Source organism: Vreelandella neptunia (genome assembly GCF_000712975.1).
Taxonomy (GTDB): Bacteria; Pseudomonadota; Gammaproteobacteria; order Pseudomonadales; family Halomonadaceae; genus Vreelandella; species Vreelandella qaidamensis.
Genome location: NZ_JHQL01000001.1, coordinates 352625 through 373362, shown reverse-complemented (window position 1 = coordinate 373362; position 20738 = coordinate 352625). Strand labels below are relative to the sequence as shown.

At 53.8% G+C, this 20738-nt stretch carries 22 protein-coding genes; 16 read left to right on the top strand and 6 right to left on the bottom strand.

Features of this window, described 5'->3' with window-relative positions:
- Positions 1 to 57: 57 nt before the first annotated feature.
- The 9 genes from rlmN (at position 58) to CR46_RS0101660 (ending at position 9771) form a co-directional block, all read left to right on the top strand.
- The gene (rlmN, locus tag CR46_RS0101700) at positions 58 to 1242 is read left to right on the top strand and encodes a dual-specificity RNA methyltransferase RlmN (protein WP_030069529.1); all 1185 of its coding nucleotides are present in this window, start codon (positions 58 to 60) and stop codon (positions 1240 to 1242) included.
- Positions 1243 to 1375: 133 nt separating this feature from the next.
- Positions 1376 to 2110: a type IV pilus biogenesis/stability protein PilW gene (gene pilW / locus CR46_RS0101695; RefSeq protein WP_030069527.1), complete on the top strand. Its 735-nt coding sequence runs from the start codon at positions 1376 to 1378 to the stop codon at positions 2108 to 2110.
- A 39-nt stretch (positions 2111 to 2149) separates the two neighbouring features.
- The gene (locus CR46_RS0101690) at positions 2150 to 3157 is read left to right on the top strand and encodes a RodZ domain-containing protein (RefSeq protein WP_030069526.1); all 1008 of its coding nucleotides are present in this window, start codon (positions 2150 to 2152) and stop codon (positions 3155 to 3157) included.
- 8 nt (positions 3158 to 3165) lie between these two features.
- The gene (gene ispG / locus CR46_RS0101685; protein ID WP_030069523.1) at positions 3166 to 4281 is read left to right on the top strand and encodes a flavodoxin-dependent (E)-4-hydroxy-3-methylbut-2-enyl-diphosphate synthase; all 1116 of its coding nucleotides are present in this window, start codon (positions 3166 to 3168) and stop codon (positions 4279 to 4281) included.
- An 88-nt stretch (positions 4282 to 4369) separates the two neighbouring features.
- On the top strand, positions 4370 to 5665 hold the full coding sequence (hisS, locus tag CR46_RS0101680; protein ID WP_030069520.1) for a histidine--tRNA ligase: 1296 nt from the start codon (positions 4370 to 4372) through the stop codon (positions 5663 to 5665).
- Positions 5666 to 5742: 77 nt separating this feature from the next.
- Positions 5743 to 6402, top strand: a complete 660-nt coding sequence (locus CR46_RS0101675; RefSeq protein WP_030069518.1) for a YfgM family protein — start codon at positions 5743 to 5745, stop codon at positions 6400 to 6402.
- Positions 6399 to 7583, top strand: a complete 1185-nt coding sequence (gene bamB, locus CR46_RS0101670; RefSeq protein WP_030069516.1) for an outer membrane protein assembly factor BamB — start codon at positions 6399 to 6401, stop codon at positions 7581 to 7583. Before CR46_RS0101675 ends, bamB begins: the two co-directional genes overlap by 4 nt.
- Positions 7580 to 8983 carry a ribosome biogenesis GTPase Der gene (der, locus tag CR46_RS0101665; protein ID WP_030069514.1) on the top strand — a complete coding sequence of 468 codons (1404 nt, stop codon included), beginning with the start codon at positions 7580 to 7582 and terminating at the stop codon, positions 8981 to 8983. Before bamB ends, der begins: the two co-directional genes overlap by 4 nt.
- A gap of 173 nt (positions 8984 to 9156) precedes the next feature.
- Positions 9157 to 9771, top strand: coding sequence for a hypothetical protein (locus CR46_RS0101660; protein WP_030069512.1), 615 nt, complete (start codon positions 9157 to 9159; stop codon positions 9769 to 9771).
- Here the strand turns inward: CR46_RS0101660 and CR46_RS0101655 are convergent.
- Positions 9768 to 10649 carry an ATP-binding protein gene (locus CR46_RS0101655; RefSeq protein ID WP_030069510.1) on the bottom strand — a complete coding sequence of 294 codons (882 nt, stop codon included), beginning with the start codon at positions 10647 to 10649 and terminating at the stop codon, positions 9768 to 9770. The two genes, CR46_RS0101660 and CR46_RS0101655, sit on opposite strands and share 4 nt — an antisense overlap.
- A gap of 97 nt (positions 10650 to 10746) precedes the next feature.
- Between CR46_RS0101655 and CR46_RS0101650 the strand changes: the two genes are divergently transcribed.
- Entirely contained in the window at positions 10747 to 11550 is an 804-nt protein-coding gene (locus CR46_RS0101650) for a M48 family metallopeptidase (protein WP_030069508.1), read from the top strand.
- A gap of 22 nt (positions 11551 to 11572) precedes the next feature.
- On the top strand, positions 11573 to 11830 hold the full coding sequence (locus CR46_RS0101645) for a hypothetical protein (protein WP_030069507.1): 258 nt from the start codon (positions 11573 to 11575) through the stop codon (positions 11828 to 11830).
- A 93-nt stretch (positions 11831 to 11923) separates the two neighbouring features.
- Here CR46_RS0101645 and aroE read toward each other — a convergent pair whose 3' ends face one another.
- The 5 genes from aroE to CR46_RS0101620 all read right to left on the bottom strand — a co-directional run bounded on the left by aroE (position 11924) and on the right by CR46_RS0101620 (position 16357).
- A complete protein-coding gene (gene aroE / locus CR46_RS0101640; protein WP_030069506.1) occupies positions 11924 to 12751 on the bottom strand; it encodes a shikimate dehydrogenase in 828 nt (275 codons plus the stop codon).
- A gap of 9 nt (positions 12752 to 12760) precedes the next feature.
- Positions 12761 to 13693: an oxygen-dependent coproporphyrinogen oxidase gene (gene hemF, locus CR46_RS0101635; RefSeq protein ID WP_030069505.1), complete on the bottom strand. Its 933-nt coding sequence runs from the start codon at positions 13691 to 13693 to the stop codon at positions 12761 to 12763.
- Positions 13694 to 13734: 41 nt separating this feature from the next.
- On the bottom strand, positions 13735 to 14292 hold the full coding sequence (gene tsaC / locus CR46_RS0101630) for an L-threonylcarbamoyladenylate synthase type 1 TsaC (RefSeq protein ID WP_030069502.1): 558 nt from the start codon (positions 14290 to 14292) through the stop codon (positions 13735 to 13737).
- Between the two features lie 82 nt (positions 14293 to 14374).
- The gene (dprA, locus tag CR46_RS0101625) at positions 14375 to 15496 is read right to left on the bottom strand and encodes a DNA-processing protein DprA (protein WP_030069500.1); all 1122 of its coding nucleotides are present in this window, start codon (positions 15494 to 15496) and stop codon (positions 14375 to 14377) included.
- 42 nt (positions 15497 to 15538) lie between these two features.
- Complete coding sequence (locus CR46_RS0101620; protein ID WP_420038465.1) at positions 15539 to 16357, bottom strand: peptidoglycan-binding protein; 819 nt, start codon at positions 16355 to 16357, stop codon at positions 15539 to 15541.
- A gap of 222 nt (positions 16358 to 16579) precedes the next feature.
- Here CR46_RS0101620 and def point away from each other — a divergent pair, with 222 nt between their 5' ends.
- The 5 genes from def to trkA form a co-directional block, all read left to right on the top strand.
- Complete coding sequence (def, locus tag CR46_RS0101615) at positions 16580 to 17092, top strand: peptide deformylase (RefSeq protein WP_030069496.1); 513 nt, start codon at positions 16580 to 16582, stop codon at positions 17090 to 17092.
- Between the two features lie 146 nt (positions 17093 to 17238).
- A complete protein-coding gene (fmt, locus tag CR46_RS0101610) occupies positions 17239 to 18225 on the top strand; it encodes a methionyl-tRNA formyltransferase (RefSeq protein ID WP_030069494.1) in 987 nt (328 codons plus the stop codon).
- Positions 18222 to 19556, top strand: coding sequence for a 16S rRNA (cytosine(967)-C(5))-methyltransferase RsmB (rsmB, locus tag CR46_RS0101605; RefSeq protein ID WP_030069492.1), 1335 nt, complete (start codon positions 18222 to 18224; stop codon positions 19554 to 19556). Before fmt ends, rsmB begins: the two co-directional genes overlap by 4 nt.
- A gap of 64 nt (positions 19557 to 19620) precedes the next feature.
- Positions 19621 to 19827, top strand: coding sequence for a dodecin (locus CR46_RS0101600; protein WP_030069490.1), 207 nt, complete (start codon positions 19621 to 19623; stop codon positions 19825 to 19827).
- Between the two features lie 113 nt (positions 19828 to 19940).
- Positions 19941 to 20738 (top strand): Trk system potassium transporter TrkA (gene trkA / locus CR46_RS17685; protein WP_030069488.1); only part of this gene is annotated, 798 nt, incomplete at its 3' end.

Genomic DNA, 20738 nt, shown 5'->3' with positions numbered 1-20738 from the left:
TTGCCGGCCATTTTCGCGGGGGCTAAGCCCCCGCCTTTTCTCTGAACGCTGACCGCCATGACCACTACCGTAGCTCAACATACGCCTACCTCTCTCTCTTCGACCGAAAGCGAACCTGCCGCCACTAACGCGCCAGAACGCCAGAATCTGCTGGGCATGTCTCGTGAGCAGATGGAGGCCTTCTTTTTGTCAATCGGCGAAAAGAAGTTTCGTGCTGCCCAGCTAATGAAGTGGATTCATCAGGAAGGTAGCGACGATTTTGCTGCCATGACGAATCTTTCCAAACCGTTGCGTGAAAAACTAGCTCGGTTGGCAGAGATTCGTGGTCCTGGAGTTGTTTACGAAGGCACTTCCAGCGACGGCACACGCAAGTGGGTCTTGGAAGTCGAAGATGGCAGTTACGTAGAAACGGTGCTGATTCCTGCAGAAAATGGCAAGCGCCGGACGCTATGCGTCTCTTCCCAGGTAGGCTGTTCGTTAGACTGCAGCTTTTGCTCGACCGGCAAGCAAGGCTTCCAGCGCAACCTGACCGCCGCCGAGATTATCGGCCAAGTATGGGTCGCCCAGCGCAGTGTTGGCCCGCGCCGCGATACCGCTAATCGCCCGGTGACGAATGTAGTCATGATGGGCATGGGTGAGCCGCTGCTCAACTTTGACAATGTCGTTCCAGCAATGAAGCTGATGCTAGACGACAACGGCTATGGCCTTTCCAAACGCCGCGTTACGCTATCCACATCTGGCGTGGTGCCGATGATCGATAAGCTTGGCGATGAGATCGACGTTAGCTTAGCCATTTCGTTGCACGCATCCACCGACGAGCTACGCAACGAGCTGGTACCGATTAACCGTAAATATAATATCCGTGCACTCCTGGACGCCTGTCATCGTTACTTATCGAAATGCCCGGATAATCGCCAGGTGACCATTGAATACACGCTCATTAGAGATGTAAATGACCAGCAGGAACATGCTGAGCAACTGGCGGCATTGTTAAAAGAACTGCCCTGCAAAATTAACCTGATACCATTCAACCCATTTCCTAACTCAGGCTACGAAAAGCCCTCACGCAACCAAGTGATGCGCTTTCAGCAATGGTTATATGACCTGGGTTATAACGCCACTGTACGTGTCACAAGGGGCGAAGACATCGACGCTGCCTGTGGCCAGTTGGTAGGGCGTGTGAAAGACCGCACTAAGCGTAGTGCACGCTATATTCAGTCCGTACAGCTTGACGCAGACTAAACCGTTGTTATCTTGACTTCCGTCGAGTGCGGCGCTTTGATGGACACGTTTTCGAACCGCCACACGCAAAAATGTTGCCACATAACTACGCGTCTGATGTTCACTGCAAAATGGTTGCTACAAGAGGGTGTACATGATCAGTCACTGCTGGCGCTTTTACCCATCTAGGGTTTGTATGCTGTGCGTGCTAGCCAGCAGTATGTTGCTAGTTGGCTGTGCCACGACTGATAACGCACTCTCAACCTCTGACGATGGCGCGGCAGATGCTTACACCCAATTAGGGGTAGCTTATCTAGAACGTGACAATCTTACCCGCGCGCTCAGTGCGCTTGATCGTGCACTTGAAATTAACCCACGTAATGCCGAGGCACTTCAGGCGCTTGCACTGGTCTATCAACAGCAGAACGAGAATGAGCTTGCGAGTCACTATTTCCAGCAAGCAATTAAGTCAGCCCCCTCTTTCACTCGCGCGCGTAACAACTATGCGGCGTTTTTGTATCAGCAGGGGCAGTTCACCGCCGCCTGCGAACAGTTAGAAACCGCATCTCAGGATGCCCAGTATGCCAATCGCGCTCAGCTGTTTACCAATTTAGGACAGTGCTATTTGGCAACCGAGAACATTAATGAAGCGCGCAAACGCTTACTGCGTGCAGTCAGCATTGATCCACGTAGCCCGCGTGGATATTTATTATTAGCCGAACTTGAAGTTTCACAGGGCAATTATGGTCAAGCTTGGGAGCCGCTGCAGAGCTATTTACAGCTGGCCGGGCAAGATCCAGTAGCGCTGGAAATGGCGATTGATATCGCCCATGCCCGCGGTGATCATGCTGCGGCTGCCAACTACCAGCGCTTATTGAATATTGACTAACGGTGCCCTGTTCACCTAATTATTGAAGGATGCTCAGCTATGAGCGATACACAGTCATACGAGAATGTTACGACCGCCAGTCCAACTGCTACTCCTGGCGAGCTTCTCTCGCGCCAACGTGAAGCACTTGGCGTACCGCTTACGGATGCCGCAAGGGCACTGAATTTGCGCCCAGCGGTGGTTGACGGTTTAGAGCAAGATAACTACGAAGAGATACCTGTCGCTGCTTACCGCCGGGGTTACTTGCGTGCTTACGCGAAGTATCTCGGTATGGATGACGGTTTAGTGCTTGAGGCCTATCAGGCCAACCATGGTAGTAAAGAGCCAGACCGCCGGGTAACGCCGGTTTCAGTCACTCGGCCACCGTCTCGTCTTGGTGCGTGGCTTTTCAAGCTTGTTACTTTATTAGTCATTGTGGCCTTAATTGCCGTCACCGTTATGTGGTGGCAAAGCCGTGGCGGCAGTGAACCACCCAGCATGGGAAGCAACCCCGGGTTAGAGGAAGGGAGTAACACCGCGAGCACGCCAGCTAACAATGCAACGGCAACACCTGAACAACCCCTGGTTGCCACACCACAGCTTCCTAATAATACGCCTGCAGAACAGACTAGCTCTTCCGAGGGCATTGATGAGGAAGTGGCTAGCGCCGTATCGGCAGCTGTTGAGCCATCAGCAGAAACTGAATCATCGACTCCGGCGCCTAGCGAAGATACAGAGTTTGCCGCTACAGACGAAACAGCAGAAGCAACGGATGCCGCCGCTGACAGTGAAAACAATACGTCCGATGCAGCGCCAGCAACGAACCTCAACTTACTTGAACTGTCGTTTAACGAACAATCGTGGACTGAAATTTTTGATGCAAATAACCAGCGGGTGTTCGTCGGACTGCAAACCCCTGGCACCACAGCAAGTGTTGAGGGCGAGCCGCCTTTTCGTTTAACTATCGGCAACGCAACCGGTGTAGAACTGCGCTATGCAGGCGAGGACGTTAACCTTGTCCAACACGCCGGTGCTAATAATGTTGCCCGCTTTACCCTGGGAGAGTGACCCGTCTTATGCACGCCCCTTCTCCGATTAAACGCCGTTTTTCGCGCCAGATCCACGTTGGCAATGTCGCCGTCGGTGGTGATGCGCCGATTGCTGTACAGAGCATGACCAACACGAATACGCTGGATGTTGATGCCACCGTGGCACAAATTCAGCAGTTGGAAAAAGCCGGTGCCGACATCGTTCGCGTTTCTGTACCTGATATGGATGCCGCTGAAAGCTTCGGCAAAATCAAGCAACGTGTCGATGTTCCGCTAGTGGCAGACATCCATTTTGACTACAAAATTGCCCTACGTGTAGCCGAACTCGGTGTCGACTGCTTGCGTATTAACCCAGGTAACATTGGCCGCGAAGATCGAGTACGCGCGGTGGTTAATGCTGCCCGCGATAATGGCATACCGATTCGTATTGGTGTCAATGCCGGGTCCCTAGAAAAAGATCTACAGAAAAAGTATGGCGAGCCAACCCCCGCCGCGTTGGTGGAATCGGCTATGCGCCATATCGATTACCTGGATCGCCTCGATTTTCAAGAATTTAAAGTCAGCGTGAAAGCCTCAGATGTATTTATGGCAGTAGCAGCGTACCGCGACCTGGCTACGCGTATCGAGCAGCCGCTTCATTTGGGCATTACCGAAGCAGGCGGCCTACGCTCTGGTACGGTGAAGTCGTCGATTGGTCTTGGCATGCTGTTAATGGATGGCATTGGCGACACGATTCGCGTATCGCTAGCGGCCGATCCGGTAGAAGAAATTAAAGTTGGCTTTGACATGCTCAAAAGCCTAAGGCTGCGGGCAAAGGGTATTAACTTTATTGCTTGCCCCAGCTGCTCACGGCAAAATTTCGATGTCATCAGCACCATGAACCAGCTAGAAGAACGGCTGGAAGACGTCATGACGCCCCTGGACGTCTCAGTCATTGGCTGCGTCGTCAATGGCCCAGGTGAAGCGAAAGAAACCGATATCGGCCTAACCGGCGGCTCACCGGCCAACTTGGTATATATCGATGGAAAGCCTGCTAGCAAACTACGTAATGATCACTTAGTGGATGATCTGGAAAAGCTTATCCGCGAGAAAGTGCGCCAAAAACAGCAGCAAGAAGACGACATGATTGCCCGCAGCGTTTAAAAAAGCCGAGCAAGCGATACCCAACCTGGAGGCGGGCATAACTTTTCTTTTCCCGCCCCAGCGTTGTCTCCCATACAAGGAGTTTTCATTGAGCAAGTCCGTCGCAAAAAAGATCCAGGCTATCCGTGGTATGAACGATTTATTGCCTAGCGAGAGTCCACGCTGGCAATTTTTTGAAGCCAAAGTGCGTCAGCTAATGCACCGTTACGGCTTTGATGAAATCCGTACGCCCATTGTTGAACAAACGGCGCTATTTGCTCGCTCAATTGGCGAAGTCACCGATATTGTCGAAAAAGAGATGTACACGTTCGACGACCGCAACGGTGACAGCCTAACGCTGCGCCCTGAAGGTACCGCGAGCTGCGTACGGGCGGCGATGGAACATGGCTTGCTACATAACCAAACCCAACGACTGTGGTATCAAGGCCCTATGTTTCGCCATGAGCGCCCTCAGAAAGGCCGCTATCGCCAATTTCATCAGGTAGGCGTAGAAACGTACGGCTTTGATGGACCGGATATCGATGCCGAAGTCATTCTGCTCTCTGCGCGTCTTTGGCAAGAGCTTGGCCTGCTAGAACACGTGACGCTAGAGCTTAACTCCCTAGGCTCTTCAGAGGCACGCGCGGCCTATCGCGATAAACTCGTTGCGTATTTTGAACAGCATCACGATGTTCTTGATGACGACTCAAAGCGTCGCCTGACAAGCAACCCGCTGCGCATTTTGGATTCCAAAAATCCAGCAATGGCGGACATGCTTAACAATGCTCCACAGTTAATGGATCATTTGGACGAGGAGTCGCGCACGCATTTCGAGCAACTCAAAGCCATGCTGGATGCAGCTGGCATTGGCTATGTTGTTAACCCACGCTTGGTACGGGGTCTTGATTACTACTGCCGCACGGTATTTGAGTGGACCACCACCGCCCTAGGCAGCCAGGGCACGGTATGTGCAGGCGGTCGCTACGATGGCCTAGTCGAGCAACTCGGCGGAAAACCCACGCCAGCCGTTGGTTTTGCCATGGGTATTGAGCGTTTAATATTGTTGCTAGAAACGCTAGACCTGGTGCCAGAAGAAGCGCTAGGTGGCTGTGATGTTTATCTGCTTCCGATGGATGATAACGCTACTATTGTAGCCCTTACGCTGGCCGAAGAACTGCGTAGTGAGCTGCCAACCCTTAGGCTGCAGCTGCACTGTGGTGGCGGCAGTTTCAAAAGCCGTATGAAAAAAGCCGATAAAAGCAACGCACCTATTGCAGTCTTATTGGGTGAAGATGAGCTAGCAGAGCAAGCCGTAACGCTTAAGTTCCTGCGTGAAGATCGCGCACAGTTGCGCGTCTCTCAGGCTGAGCTCGCCGCGACACTGCAACACCTAGTGTCCCATTAACCTTACTGTCGATATAGTTGGCAGACGAACACTCGCCAGCCGCCTTAGCGGCTGAGCTAAAGAACAGGAGGCCGCCCGTGGCGGAGCTGAGAAGCGAAGAAGAACAGCTAGAAGTAATTAAACGCTGGTGGAAAGAGAACGGAACCTCTCTCATAGCAGGGGCTGTTCTTGCGGCGGCGGGTGTACTTGGCTGGAATGCATGGCAAAACTATCAAGAAGGCCAAGCAGAAGCCGCCTCCGTGCGCTATCAGCAACTTGTCAATATGACCACTGGTAACACTTTGGCAGATGACCAGTTAGCCAATGCCCGTGAGCTCATTGATGAAATCACCAGTGACCATGGCAACACCCTCTACGCAGAATTAGCACAGCTGCTGGAAGCGCGTTTAGCTGTTCAAGAGGGCGATCTTGATGCAGCGAAAAGTGCGCTTGAGAATGTTGCTAGCGACTCTTCCCGCCGCTATGTGCAAAGTCTCGCATGGCTGAGGTTGGCGCGTATTGAGATTGCAAACGACAATCCAGAAGCAGCCCTGAGTTTATTAGATGAGTCGATTACCGATGCCCTAGCAGCTCAGCAGGCCAATGTGCGTGGTGATGCCTATGCGGCGTTAGGCCAAACAGAGCAAGCGCGAGACGCTTGGCAAACTGCGCTAGAACTGGCTCAAACCCAGAACCAGCCACTCTACGGCGTACAGTTCAAGCTTGACGATCTCGGCGTCGAAGAGGTGACACAATGATCACAACCCGCTTTCCTAAACTGCTATTTTCTAAGCCAACGGTGCGTCTTACCGTTGGTGCCGTGGCGCTGGCCTTGCTAGTAGGTTGTGCCAGCAAAGGCGAACCTGCGTATACGCCGAAAGAGCTGCGTAGTTTTGCAGAAACCTCTTCGCTTGAAAGCGTATGGAGTAGAAACGTAGGCGATGGCCTTGGTCGTGCCCGTTACCCCATAGCCCCGGCTCGCGAAGGCGAGACCATATTTGCCGCGGATGCTGATGGCGTGGTAGCCGCGTTTAACGCTGATAACGGCAATCGCGAATGGGAAATCGAACTGGATACGCCTATCTCAAGCGCCCTGAACGCCATTGCAGGTCAGCTTTATTTAGGTACTCGCAACGGTGAAGTAATCGCCTTGGATCAGCGTGATGGCAGTGTCAATTGGCGCTCACGCGTTTCCAGTGAAGTGCTGGCAGCACCACAAGCGAATCAACAGTTACTACTCGTTCAAAGCGTTGACGGACAAATCACCGCTCTCGACCGTGCCAGTGGCGAAGAGCGCTGGGTATATACCAGCTCGCAGCCTTCGCTTACCCTGCGCGGTACCGGCACGCCAATGGTCATTGATCCAGTGAGTTTTGTTGGATTTGCTAACGGGCAACTCGCCACGTTAGATAACCGCAATGGCCAGCCGCTGTGGGAATTGCAGATTGCCACTCCCCGTGGGCGGAGCGACGTCGATAGGTTAGTTGACCTTGCCGGTCAGCCTGTTGTCACCCCTGATGGTCGACTCTTCGTTACCAGTTACAACGGCAACGTCGTAGCTTTGGAAGCAACACGCGGTGGCGTTCTATGGGAAAGCAATTTATCTAGCCGTCACACCCCTATTTTGGTGGGTAACATTCTGCTTGTGGTCACCGACGATAGCCACGTTGTGGGCCTAGATGCCGACAGCGGCCAGGAAGTGTGGCGTAACGATGATCTAGAAGACCGCTGGTTAACAGCACCCGCGTTTGCTGATGGCCGCGTGGTCGTCGGCGACTTCGAAGGCTATGTTCATTTGCTTGACGCCCGCGAAGGCACGCTAGTCGGTCGTACCCGCGTACATAAGTCTGGCATCAGCGTGCGTCCCGCTACTGAAGGCAGCACCATTCATGTTCAGGCCAATAATGGTCGCCTGGAAACCCTGGAAGTAACTCCATGACACCCGTCATTGCTTTAGTCGGTCGGCCCAATGTGGGCAAATCGACGTTGTTTAACCGCCTTACCCGCTCACGCGATGCGCTCGTAGCGGACTTTCCTGGCCTTACCCGTGACCGTAAATACGGGAACGGAATGCTAGGCGGCAAAGCGTATACGGTGATTGATACCGGCGGCATCAGCGGTGACGAAGAAGGGATTGATGCGGCAATGGCCGAGCAGTCCCTGGCCGCGATTGATGAAGCCGATATTGTACTGTTTCTGGTAGACGCTCGCGCAGGGCTTAACGTGGCCGATGAAGCCATTGCTAACCATCTGCGCGTTAATCAGAAAAAAACCTGGCTAGTGGTCAACAAAACCGATGGTTTGGAAGAGCATTCGGCCATGGCTGACTTCTGGACCTTAGGGCTTGGCGACCCATGGCCGATTGCTGCCGCCCACGGCCGCAATGTTTCACTGCTCATTGACACAGTGTTGGAGCCATTTCCCGAACGCGATCCCAGCATTCCTGGGGATACCGGCACCAAAGGTATTCGTATAGGTGTTATTGGCCGTCCCAATGTGGGTAAGTCCACATTGGTTAATCGGCTGTTAGGCGAAGAGCGCGTTGTCGTATTTGATGAGGCAGGCACTACTCGCGATGCGATTGAAATACCTTTCGAGCGTCGTGGTAAGCCCTACGTATTAATTGATACGGCGGGGGTTCGGCGACGTAAGAATGTGAGCGAAATCGCTGAGAAGTTCTCAATCATCAAAACCCTTGACGCGATTAAAGAGTGTCATGTGGCGATTATGGTGCTTGATGCTCGCACCGGTTTAGTTGAGCAAGATATGCACCTGCTTGACTACGTGCTGACCACTGGCCGAGCACTAGTATTGGCTATCAATAAGTGGGATGGCTTGGAAAGCGACGCGAAGGAGAAAATGCGTTCAGAGATTAAGCGCCGCCTGGGCTTTGCCGACTATGCAGAGATGCATTTTATTTCCGCGCTGCATGGCACCGCTGTGGGTGATCTTTATCCTTCGATCGAACGAGCTTTCGATGCCGCGAACGCTCACTGGTCGACCAACCGGTTAACCACGCTACTTCAAGATGCAGTCAGCCAACACCCACCGCCCATGGTCAACGGCCGACGTATCAAACTACGTATGGCTCACCAAGGTGGCAGCAATCCCCCTATCATCGTAGTGCACGGCAACCAGACTGAATCACTGCCGGAAGCCTACCGCCGTTACCTAACCAACACGTTCCGTAAAGTGTTAAAGGTTCGCGGTACGCCGATGCGCTTTGAATTCCGCTCTGGTAGTAACCCGTTTGACCACATGGCAGGGGCTAGCGATAAAGAGAAAGCCAAAAAACGCGAACTTAACCGTACCAAAGAAGCGCGTAAAAGCCGCCGTTAATACCAACTTACTATGCTATACCCAACGCCTGCTGATTAACCTCAGCAGGCGTTTTGTTTGATAGCTCCATCCACTAACAAATTAACTTGACAGTTATCCGCACGAGCCCTCAAATAGCCGCGCTTTTCGACAATCGCCTCTCTTACCTATTGCCCTTCTTAGGAGGGATATTAATGCACTACGCAATTAAACACGGGCGCGGTTTGCTCTTACTGCTCTTGGCCAGCTTACTGGCAGGCTGTCTTGCCCTACCCCAAACAGGCTTATTTGCCTTTCGCTTGGCGGTAACATCACTGGGTATTGAAGAGGTGCGCATTGGCCCTTATAGCGTTCAAGCAGGGCTTGATACCAGTGACTTAACAAGCTTGCTCGCGTCTAGCCTAGGCGCTGGCAGCTTACCCGTTCAGGCAACCCTTGCGATGGGCTTGGGCTTACCCACTGGCATGCCTGCGGTTGAGATGTCAGGTTTTCGCTGGATGTTAGACATGCCGGGCATTGACCCGGTACAGGGCCAATATCAAGAAGAAGTAACGCTCACATCTGGGCAGGATTCAACTTTACGTCTACCGGTATCGTTTGACATTCTAACTACCGATACCCAGCGCATGATGCCCATGCTAGAACTCGCTAGTCAGTTAGCCACCCAAGGCTCACTACCGCCTGGCAGTGAGCTTGCTATCACACCGGGAGACCTGCGCGGCTTGGGCATGACATTACCCGCTGGGCTTTTAACACCGACCATTCGCCTGAACGTAGGCGCCGACGGCCAGTTAACACCTGTGCGTTAAGCCTGACGACTTCCACCTTCGTGAAGCCGTTTGCGGCCCACCCACTGGGCTGCAAACTGCCAAGCCGTTCGGCCACTGCGGCCTCCTCTTAGCGTGGCAAAACGAACCGCTTCTGCGCGTGCGGCATCACTCCAATCCTGCTTGTCACCAATACGGGCAACCCAGTGCTCACAGACCTCTAAGTAAGTCGCTTGGCTAAAAGGATGAAAGCCTAACCATAAGCCAAAGCGATCCGATAATGATATTTTCTCCTCAACCGCGTCACCGTGATGCAGTTCTTCACCCACAAGACGCGTACCGCTATTGTCGTCCATGGACTCGGGCAATAAATGGCGGCGGTTAGAGGTAGCGTAGAGCAAGACGTTTTCTGGTGGCCCTGTTAATGCGCCATCTAACACGCTTTTTAGCGCTTTGTAGGCATCATCATTGCCTTCAAACGAAAGATCATCGCAATACACCACAAAACGATGCGGTGTATTGCGCAACTGTTCGACTAACATCGGCAGACTGCTCAGATCGTGGCGATCTACTTGGATCAAGCGCAGTCCATCGTTGGCCAAAGAGTTAAGCAGCGCGCGAATCACCGATGACTTTCCGCTGCCCCGAGAACCCCATAGCAAGCCATGATTAGCAGGCAACCCCTGTAAAAAAGCACGTGTGTTATCGACTAGCGCTAGTTTTTGACGCTCAATGCCTAGCAGGTCATCCAGCGTCATCATGTCTCGCGGTGGTACGGGAACCAAGCGCCCGCCTAATGGATGACGCTGCCAAATAGCGGCTACATGCTTTTCCCAATCCACCTGGATTGGCGCAGGGGGTAACCAATGTTCTACGTGGTCCAGTAACCGCGTTAAGCGTTGGCTCAATTCAGCATCCATGATTGTCCTCAGAGTACGTTATGATAGGTATTGATTTACCACTGACAGTGGTTATCTTGTGTGCAAGGATCCCTACTCGTCTATAAGGAAACCGTCTATGCGTTGGCTTCGCCCACTGGCTGTTACTGCACTGTGTGCTTCTATTGCAGCATGCTCCACGTCTCCTACCGGTCGCTCGCAGCTGCTCCTGCTCTCTGATGATCAGCTCAATCAAATGGGTCAGCAAGCCTTTGCGCAGTATCAACAAGATATCCCCACCGCAGGTGAGGCAAGTCATCGCTATGTACAGTGCATTACGGATGCCATTGTAGAAGTGTTGCCAGCGGAACAGCGTAACCTTGATTGGCAAATTCGCGTCTTTGAATCTGAGCAACCTAATGCCTTTGCCTTGCCCGGTGGCTACATGGGCGTCAATACGGGCATGCTTGATATCGCAACTAATCAAAATCAGCTAGCTTCGGTTGTCGGCCATGAAATTGGTCACGTCATTGCGAATCATGCTAATGAACGCGCCTCAACCCAAAGCGCTACGTCACTTGGCCTATCAGTGCTTTCCAGCACCTCAGGAATGCAAACCCCAGGTGGCCAACAGCTGATGGGCGTGCTGGGCATGGGCGCTCAATATGGCATTGCGCTGCCCTTCTCACGCCGCCATGAAAGTGAGGCTGACGTTATCGGCCTTCAGTTAATGGCCCAGGCAGGCTTTGATCCACGTGAAAGTGTGACCGTTTGGGAAAATATGCAGAGGGCTTCCAGTGGTGGCTCACCACCCGCGTGGATGTCAACCCACCCAAGCGAAGGTCAGCGCATTGAAGGGCTACAAGCCAATATGAATGACGCCATAGCAAGTTACGAACAGGCACGTAACAGTGGCCGCACCCCCAATTGCCCACGCCCCTAGGCAACTTACTATTGAGGTTTAAATGATTCGATTTGGTTTATTGCTGCTTGTCCTGCCGATTCTGGTATTACTCGGCGTCTATTTCTGGGAGCTGGGTGATGTACGCGCTTGTCAGCTTGAAGGTGGACATTGGGACTACCTAGCAAGTGCATGCAGCGAGTCGCCCCAGCCCTTTGTGTCGTGGCTTGAGCGATCTCCGCTACTGGTCAACGGCGGCATGCTGCTCTCAGTAGTCGGTCTCGTGATGTGCATGATTGGCTTTTACACCAAATCTCGCTAAACACGAGAGAACAACCAGCATTAACCAATAAAGGCAGCCGCAAGGGCTGCCTTTTGCTGACTTCTGTTCAGAACAAATGAAAACGAACGCTAGCTAGTCGCTGGCGACGTTCAACGATTGCCTTAACAGTGTGCGCACCGGAGCTGTTTCGGGCCGCACGTTACGCCATAAGAAGAAAGATTCAGCAGCTTGCTCAACCAGCATACCCAGGCCATCGAGCAACTTGGCACCGCGTGGGCCCGCCCACTGCAAAAACACCGTGGGCTCCGGGCCATACATCATGTCATAGGCCCAAGCGCCTTGGTTAAATAAGCTATCCGGCAACGGCGGCAAATCACCAGCAAGACTGGCGCTGGTGCCATTAATCACCAAATCAAACTGGCCTTCTAGCGTGTCAAGCCCACCGCCATGAAGGGTACCTAAGTCGGTAAACGCTTCTGCTAATTGAGCGGCTTTTTCCGCCGTTCGGTTGACGATAACGACCTCACGCGGCTGCTCAGCAAGCAGCGGTTCAAGCACGCCTCGCACTGCACCACCTGCACCGATCACCAGCACGCGTTTACCCTTAATAGGTACGTGATGGTATCCAAGGTCACGCACCAGCCCAATGCCATCCGTGGTGTCACCGTAAGTGCGGCCGTTGCCACCGACAATCAGCGTATTCACCGCTTGAGCACGCTTTGCGCGGTGGCTTAGGGTGTCGCACAGCGCAAAGGCACCGCCTTTAAACGGTACGGTCACATTTGCCCCGCGACCACCCGTTGCCATAAATTCCCGCCAGGCGCTAGCAAAGCCCTCCACTGGAGCAAGCTCAGCGGTGTACGTTATGGGTTGGTGAGTTTGGTTGGCAAACTCTTCGTGAATTAACGGCGACTTAGAGTGCTTAATCGGATTACCAAACACACAGTAACGGTCGGTCATACAGGCTCCTTATGCAGTACCTTGCTGAGCGGCCTCAGCAAGCCAGTCACGGGGCACGAGGTAGTCATGCAATTGCGCCTCGCGACTACCTTCAAGGGGTGTAAATGCGTACTCCCAGCGGGCCAGCGGCGGCATCGACATTAAGATAGACTCAGTGCGCCCGCCACTTTGCAGGCCAAACAGCGTTCCCCTGTCCCACACTAGGTTAAATTCCACATACCGACCACGACGATATAACTGAAAATCACGCTCTTTTTCGCTCCATGCATCACCCTTACGGCGTTCCACAATCGGCACGTAGGCATCTAGAAAGCTGTCGCCTATCGCACGCTGAAACGCAAAACAGTTGTCGAAGCCGCCCTCATTCAAGTCATCGAAAAACAGCCCGCCCACACCACGTGTTTCTTCGCGATGCTTAAGATAGAAGTACTCGTCGCACCACGCTTTGTAACGCGGATAAACGTCTTCGCCAAATGGCAGGCAAGCAGCCTGGGCAGCCCGATGCCAATGCACAACATCTTCAAACACCGGGTAATAAGGTGTTAAATCAAAGCCGCCACCGAACCACCATACCGGTGGTTCACCCTGTTTTTCAGCGATAAAAAAACGCACATTTCCGTGGCTTGTCGGCACATTAGGGTTTTCAGGATGGAGTACCCAGGAAACACCAACCGCATGAAAACTGCGCCCGGCAAGCTCTGGCCGTGCCGCTGTCGCCGAGGGTGGCAGCTGGGCACCATAAACATGGGAGAAGTTAACACCGCCTTTCTCGAAAACAGCTCCTTCTTCGATGACTCTCGAACGCCCGCCGCCGCCTTCTTCACGCTGCCAGCTATCTTCTTTAAACGCCGCTTTTCCGTCAGCAGCGGCAAGCCCTGCGCACAACCTTTCTTGCAGGTCCAGAAGGTAATGTTTAACGTCGTCTAGGTGCTCGTGGGCCACAGTAACTCCAAAGAGGTCAAAGATAAGTGTAAGAGGCTGCGCTAAGAACGCATTATTTTGCCGGTTAGCAAGTCTCTAATGGTGCTGGGCTTTGCGTTGCCCCCAAGCTCACCTGCGACAATCGCGGCAACCTCTTCACCAAAAATAGTCGACACCTCCTCGGCGCTCATGGCGGGAGGATCGCCCGCACGATTAGCAGAGGTAGAGACGAGCGGGCCACCAAAGGCCTCACAGAGAGCCTTCATCAGCGGGTGATCGGTCACCCGCAATGCCACACTCTGATGGGCTCCGCGTACTAACCCATGGCTGCGGCCATTGTCAGGCACTAGCCAAGTATTAGGGCCGGGCCAACTGGCGGCTAAGGGTGCATGCAAAGCTAGCGGCAGTTGGTTTAGCCAGGGCTGAAATTGCTGAATACTTGCAGCAACGATAATGACGCCTTTGGCTGGGTCACGCTCCTTCATCCGCATCAGGTGCGCTAGCGCTTCATCGTTATCGGGGTCACAGCTCAGCCCCCAGACTGCTTCGGTGGGGCAGGCGATAACGCCACCCGCTTTCAAAGCACGTACCGCTTCTTTAACGTCAACAGCCGATTTCATAGATGCTCCTCGTCACAAACGCGGCCCCTCATCACTTTGGCTTTTATAGTGCTATAAAATATAAAAAACGGTTACTTATATCCTACCATGAGCGTGTCAAACGCACCCAGCCGCCCGCTTGCTGCGCCACTTTGCCATCAAGCTCCAGCATGAGTAATCGCTGCTGACATTCACTGACCGTGATGCCCGCACTCTGAACCAATAGATCAATGGGCGTTGGCGTTGCTCCCAGCGCGCTTAGTACATTGTCTTTGAGCTCATCGTTATCGATAGGCAAGTCAAGACTTGTGTTTTCAGCGATAGCACGCGGACTGCTAGGCATATAGCGTTCAGACCAATGCTGCAATTCGTCTACAATATCGTCCACATGACGTACCAACGTCGCGCCACTGCGCAATAACTGCAGACAACCGCGAGCCTGTACATTATGCAACGAGCCGGGTAGTGCAAACAGTTCCCGATCTTGCTCCAGCGTTAGTCTTGCACTGACCAACGAGCCACTCTTCTCCGTCGCTTCGACCACTAACGTACCTAATGCAAGCCCCGTCACAATTCGGTTCCGACGAGGGAAAAAAGCTGGTCGAGCGCCAGTCCCCGGCGGATGTTCTGATAACAGCAAGCCTCCCGGCACATTGCTTAGCTGTTCATGTAACTCACGATGGCTTGGCGGGTAAATCACATCAACGCCGCAGCCAAGTACTGCAATCGATTGCCCACCGGCCGCTAACGCGGCGCGCTGTGCAACGCCATCCACCCCTAGCGCCATGCCACTGACAATACACCAGCCGCGATTAACCAGTTCTCGAGCAAACGCCTGAGCATTACCGCTACCTTCAGACGTGGGGCGTCGTGTTCCCACCATGGCAAGCTTTGGGCCCTCTAGTGCGCTAAGATCACCTTGTGCCCACAGCACTACAGGTGGGTCTGGCAATTGGTTGAGCAGCTCTGGCCATGCTGGATGATTACGATGAAGTAAATGCCGATTAGGCGCGGCGTTTAACCATGCGAAGGAGTGGTCGACTGCCTGCTGCAGCGGGCTGCGATCTGGCTGCGTTAACCAAAGCCTCAGGGCAGTAGCGGCGTTGCTGGGCAGCCCAGCAAGCCAGCCATGGGGCCATTGCGGCTGTTTGGCGACCAGCGCTGCGGTGCGAAGCGCCCCCATACCAGGAAGCTCATTCACCACTAACCACTCCTTGGCATCCATTCGCATCTCCTGTTAATTGAGTGGTGTTTAATTATGTGGCGTTTATGGCGTTGGCGTGCCCACCTTGTCACCAACAGCTAGCACCCTGGAAGCCTGCATCACCAAGGCATAGCTCATCTGGCTATAGGGTTTAACGATCATTACCTTGCCTGCATCAGTCGTGGGTAGCTGCAGCAACTCTTGAGTACGCGGGTCATTAACAAGCTCCCCCTGCTGCCCAACGTGCAGCACATGTCCGGGCTGCAAACCATTCTGAGTACCGATATCCAGTGCCACTATTTGTAAGCGTCCAATAAAGCGTACTCCGCCAGGTACCGCAATAATCTGGCCAGCGATATTGTTCAACGGTAAACGAGGCTGAAAGCTAACTTCTGACGACTGAGCGTCAGGCCACAGGGAGTCTAGCGGTAGCAAAATATCGTTGTTACGTACTTCCTGGTAAGCACTGAGTACTTCTAAGCGTGCAATTCCGCCTTCACTGCTGAGCTGGCGCACTTCACCAATATTAATTAACTCCGTACCCAACGGCGCACCAGTAGCAGAAACATACGCCTCACCCATCCGATAAACCCCCAAACGTGCTCTGGCAGGCAGCTCTCCCCGCGCATATAACGTATCGCCGGCACCACTCATCAATCGTTGATTTTCCCCTCCCACAACGTAAGCCAGTTCTTGCGGGGGTTCACCTGGCTCTATTACTCGGTGTTCACGCAAAAATGCCCGGACTGCCTCCATAGGAAGCGGCGCCATCGTCTCTTGTTGGGGAACGGTACGCATCTGAGGTGAAAGCTTTACCACCCGTTGCGGTGTTTCCCAGGCAAACGCAGCGGTTATCATGAGCGTCAAACTTGCCAACGACACGCTATAATAAAGAAGCCTTTTCGCAACGATTTTTTTCGCCACTATCCTGTTCTCCCTTGCCAGTGATGGGTGAAGCCGTTGAGGGGAGCTGCATGGCGTTGTGCGTGCCCAGGAACGCTTACAGCATGATATAGTGGCCGATAGTAAAGCACTTAGGCTTGCCAACACAGATGGCAAAGCCTGCTCATATTAAAGACTCAGCATAACGGTGATTGTAACGCCATGGCCAAACTTCCTATTCTCGAATTCCCCGACGAGCGTCTGCGCACCAAGGCCGCACCGGTGGAAACCGTTGACGATGAGGTCCGCCAGCTCGTCGACGATATGTTGGAGACCATGTACGACGCGCGCGGCATCGGCCTTGCAGCGACACAGATCGATGTACATCGTCGCGTCGTAGTAATGGATGTCAGCGACGATAACTCGCAGCCGCTGGTGCTTATTAATCCGCGCTACGAACCCATTGGTGATGAAAAAGAACCCCTTTCTGAAGGTTGCCTATCAATTCCGGAATACTACGCGGAAGTACCGCGTTATTTAAAAGTAACGCTGAACGCACTAGATCGTAACGGTGAACCTTATGAACTGGAAGCCGACGGTTTATTAGCTCACTGCATCCAGCATGAGTATGACCACCTGGAAGGCGTGCTATTTGTTGACTATTTATCACCTTTGAAACGTGACCGTGTGATGAAAAAGATGCAGAAACGCCACAAACTATTACACGACGCATAAACCGACCTACGCCGTGTCAATAGCTGGCCAAGCCGACACGTTGCGACCACACGGAAAATGACTACCGTGTGGAGTGACGCTGTCGGCCTTTATTTTTTTACGCGCCACACCCTCACTTTTCCACTCAATGCTAGGTAGGCATCACCATGTCACAGTTGCGCGTTGTTTTTGCTGGCACGCCTGATTTCGCCGCTTCAAGCCTTGCTGCCGTACTCGAAAGTCAGCATCAGGTAGTAGCGGTATATACCCAACCAGACCGCCCCGCAGGCCGCGGGCGCAAACTCACCCCCAGCCCCGTCAAGCAGCTTGCGCTTGAGCATGGGCTACCGGTCTATCAGCCCGTCAGTTTAAAAGACACTGATGCCCAAGCGGAGCTGGCAGCATTAAATGCCGACGTAATGGTCGTGGTGGCTTATGGGTTACTGCTACCTCAGGCGGTACTCGATACTCCCCGTTTAGGCTGCATCAACGTGCACGCGTCGCTGCTACCACGCTGGCGAGGTGCTGCTCCCATCCAGCGGGCCATTGAAGCTGGTGATAGCGCATCAGGCGTTACCATTATGCAGATGGATGCGGGCCTAGATACCGGCGCTATGCTGTATGAAGTTCGCACGCCGATCACTCCCCGCACCACGGGCGGTGACTTGCATGACCGGCTAGCCATTCAAGGGGCGAATGCGCTGGTGAACGTGCTCGACATGTTAGACAGCGACGACCTAGCAGCAACGCCGCAGCCTGACGAGGGAGTTACCTACGCTGCCAAACTCAGTAAGGCTGAAGCCGAGCTGGATTTTTACCAGCCCGCTGAACGGCTGGCACGCAAAATCCGCGCCTTTAACCCCTGGCCTGTGGCGTGGTGCACGCTAGGTAATGATCGCTTACGTTTGTTGATGGCCAGCGTTGAACCCGGCGAACAGCCCGCTTCGCCGCCAGGCACGCTGCTGGAACATGGCGAAGATCACCTGCGCATCGCCTGTGGCGAGCAAGGCCAAGAAGTGCTGTGCGTTAGCCGCGCCCAACTGCCTGGTGGTAAAGCAATGGCTGTGCGCGACCTGCTTAACGCCCGTCAAACCCCGCTTACCGTCGGCGCTCGCCTTGGGCACGCCGCCGCTCATCAAGGAGTTAGTGAATGAGCCAGAATCGCCCACCCAAAGGCGGCAGTGGCCAGGAAGTACGCGCTGCAGCCGCCCGTGCGCTAGTGCCGATATTAACTGATCAAGGCTCACTCGCTGGGTTAGATGAGCATAGCGTTATCGCCCGCGACCGCAGCTTATTAAAAGAGCTTTGCTACGGCACCTGCCGACGCCTCCCGCGCCTGGAAGCATTGGCTCACGCACTGCTCAAGCAGCCTTTTAAGAAGCGCGATAGTGATGTTCATGCACTGCTACTGGTGGGAATTTACCAGCTCCTGTACATGCGTATTCCCGCCCACGCCGCGGTGGGTGAAACCGCAGGCGCTGCTCGCCTGCTGGGCAAAGAGTGGGCCACCCGGGTGCTTAATGGCTGCCTGCGTCGCCTCCAGCGTGAAGCCGAGGAGCTTCAAGCCATCGTCGACCGCGATGAAAACGTTGCTCTGGAGCACCCGCCATGGCTACTCAACGCGTTGCGCAGCGCCTGGCCTGAACAGTGGCGAGCGATTGCGGAAGCGAATAACGAACCAGGCCCCATGACGCTGAGAGTTAATCAGCGCCACAATGACCGTGAAAGCTATTTACAGCAGCTCACTGAACAGGGATTAAGTGGACACCTATGCTTACATGCGCCAGATGGTATCACCCTGGACACACCCTGTGATGTCACCATACTTCCCGGCTTTGCAGAGGGTCATGTCAGCGTTCAAGACGAAGCTGCTCAGCTCTCAGCCGCGCTACTTGGCCCCGCGCTAGCACCACGCCCTGGTGCCCACGTACTGGATGCTTGCTGCGCCCCGGGCGGTAAAACAGCACATCTGTTAGAACAGTTCGATATTGCGCTCACCGCCATCGACAGTGACAACCAACGTTTAGCACGGGTTGAAGATACGCTGAGCCGCCTAGGGCTAACAGCAGAGCTCCAGCACGCCGATGCCACTCAGCAAGCGTGGTGGAGCGGCACACCTTTTGACGCTATCTTGCTTGATGCTCCCTGCTCCGGCACTGGCGTTATTCGTCGCCATCCCGATATTAAAAAGCTGCGCCGTAAAGAGGATATTCGCCAGCTTGCCAAGTTGCAGCGTCAGTTACTGGATAATCTTTGGACATTACTTCGCCCGGGCGGCACCCTGCTTTACGCCACCTGTTCGGTACTGCCTGAAGAAAACGCAGAGCAGATTGATGCGTTTCTTGCCCGCACGCCGGATGCAAAAATTACCACCCCAAGCGATGTCGCCTGGGGGGAACCCAGTGGCCAAGGCCGCCAACTGTTTCCCGCGCAAAGCGGCCATGATGGCTTTTTTTATGCCAGACTAGAGAAGCACGTTGCGTAACTTACTGCTCGTTAAGCCTTGTTGACTAGCGACGCAGTGAATTTATCGAAAAGATGGAGGCAATATGAGTCATCATACTTATAAGCATATCGAGCTAACCGGTTCTTCCGAGAAAGGTATTGAGGAAGCCGTGCAAAATGCCCTCGCCAAAGCCTCTGAAACCGTCAAACATATGCGCTGGCTCGAAGTAACTGATACCCGCGGCCATATTGAAGACGGCCGTGTAGCTCACTGGCAGGTCACGATAAAAGTCGGTTTTACACTCGAGTAATCCCGACCTGCTTTTTAACGGCGGCTGGTTTACACTGGCCGCCGTCTTTATTGCAGCGCACATATCTCTTGCCGAGAACGCGCTGGCGCTTACAACGGAACCGATGCTCAGCAATGAAAATCATCATTCTCGGCGCCGGCCAGGTCGGCGGCACCTTAGCGGAGCATCTTGCTCGCGAGGAAAACGATATTACCGTCGTCGATACTGACGGAGCTAGGCTACGCGAATTACACACCAAGCTGGATATACGCACCGTTACCGGAGCGGGGTCTTATCCTATGGTGCTGCGCCAAGCAGGCTGTGAAGATGCCGATATGTTGATTGCGGTGACCAACACCGACGAAGTCAATATGATTGCCTGCCAAGTCGCCCACACGCTATTTCGTACCCCCACCAAAATTGCCCGCGTACGTTCAACCGCCTACCTCACCCGTAAAGGATTATTCGCCCACGAAGCGATTCCTATTGATGTACTGATCAGCCCTGAACAAGTGGTCACGGATCATGTGCGCCGCCTGATTGAGCACCCCGGTGCGCTGCAGGTGTTGGAGTTTGCCGGTGGTTTGGTGCAATTGGTGGCGGTCAAGGCGTTCTACGGTGGCCCACTGGTGGGACAAGATTTAGCCTTTTTAGCCAAGCACATGCCCAATGTGGAAACACGCGTCGCCGCGATTTACCGCCGCAATCGGCCGATCATTCCCCGTGGCGATACGGTGATTGAAGCCGACGACGAAGTGTTTTTCCTGGCGGCACGGCGCGATATTCGCGCGGTAATGAGCGAACTACGCCGCGTTGAACGGGATTTTCGGCGGGTGGTGATTGCCGGTGGGGGCAATATCGGTGAACGCTTGGCCGAACACCTGGAGCACAGCCATCAGGTCAAAATTATCGAGCACAGTTTAGAGCGCTGT

What these genes read in the sequence shown, in the direction of transcription:
- rlmN (WP_030069529.1), top strand. Translation starts at nt 58, where the DNA reads ATGACCACTACCGTAGCTCAACATACGCCTACCTCTCTCTCTTCGACC.
- pilW (WP_030069527.1), top strand. Translation starts at nt 1,376, where the DNA reads ATGATCAGTCACTGCTGGCGCTTTTACCCATCTAGGGTTTGTATGCTG.
- CR46_RS0101690 (WP_030069526.1), top strand. Translation starts at nt 2,150, where the DNA reads ATGAGCGATACACAGTCATACGAGAATGTTACGACCGCCAGTCCAACT.
- ispG (WP_030069523.1), top strand. Translation starts at nt 3,166, where the DNA reads ATGCACGCCCCTTCTCCGATTAAACGCCGTTTTTCGCGCCAGATCCAC.
- bamB (WP_030069516.1), top strand. Translation starts at nt 6,399, where the DNA reads ATGATCACAACCCGCTTTCCTAAACTGCTATTTTCTAAGCCAACGGTG.
- der (WP_030069514.1), top strand. Translation starts at nt 7,580, where the DNA reads ATGACACCCGTCATTGCTTTAGTCGGTCGGCCCAATGTGGGCAAATCG.
- CR46_RS0101660 (WP_030069512.1), top strand. Translation starts at nt 9,157, where the DNA reads ATGCACTACGCAATTAAACACGGGCGCGGTTTGCTCTTACTGCTCTTG.
- CR46_RS0101655 (WP_030069510.1), bottom strand. Translation starts at nt 10,649, where the DNA reads ATGGATGCTGAATTGAGCCAACGCTTAACGCGGTTACTGGACCACGTA.
- CR46_RS0101650 (WP_030069508.1), top strand. Translation starts at nt 10,747, where the DNA reads ATGCGTTGGCTTCGCCCACTGGCTGTTACTGCACTGTGTGCTTCTATT.
- CR46_RS0101645 (WP_030069507.1), top strand. Translation starts at nt 11,573, where the DNA reads ATGATTCGATTTGGTTTATTGCTGCTTGTCCTGCCGATTCTGGTATTA.
- aroE (WP_030069506.1), bottom strand. Translation starts at nt 12,751, where the DNA reads ATGACCGACCGTTACTGTGTGTTTGGTAATCCGATTAAGCACTCTAAG.
- tsaC (WP_030069502.1), bottom strand. Translation starts at nt 14,292, where the DNA reads ATGAAATCGGCTGTTGACGTTAAAGAAGCGGTACGTGCTTTGAAAGCG.
- dprA (WP_030069500.1), bottom strand. Translation starts at nt 15,496, where the DNA reads ATGGATGCCAAGGAGTGGTTAGTGGTGAATGAGCTTCCTGGTATGGGG.
- def (WP_030069496.1), top strand. Translation starts at nt 16,580, where the DNA reads ATGGCCAAACTTCCTATTCTCGAATTCCCCGACGAGCGTCTGCGCACC.
- fmt (WP_030069494.1), top strand. Translation starts at nt 17,239, where the DNA reads ATGTCACAGTTGCGCGTTGTTTTTGCTGGCACGCCTGATTTCGCCGCT.
- rsmB (WP_030069492.1), top strand. Translation starts at nt 18,222, where the DNA reads ATGAGCCAGAATCGCCCACCCAAAGGCGGCAGTGGCCAGGAAGTACGC.
- CR46_RS0101600 (WP_030069490.1), top strand. Translation starts at nt 19,621, where the DNA reads ATGAGTCATCATACTTATAAGCATATCGAGCTAACCGGTTCTTCCGAG.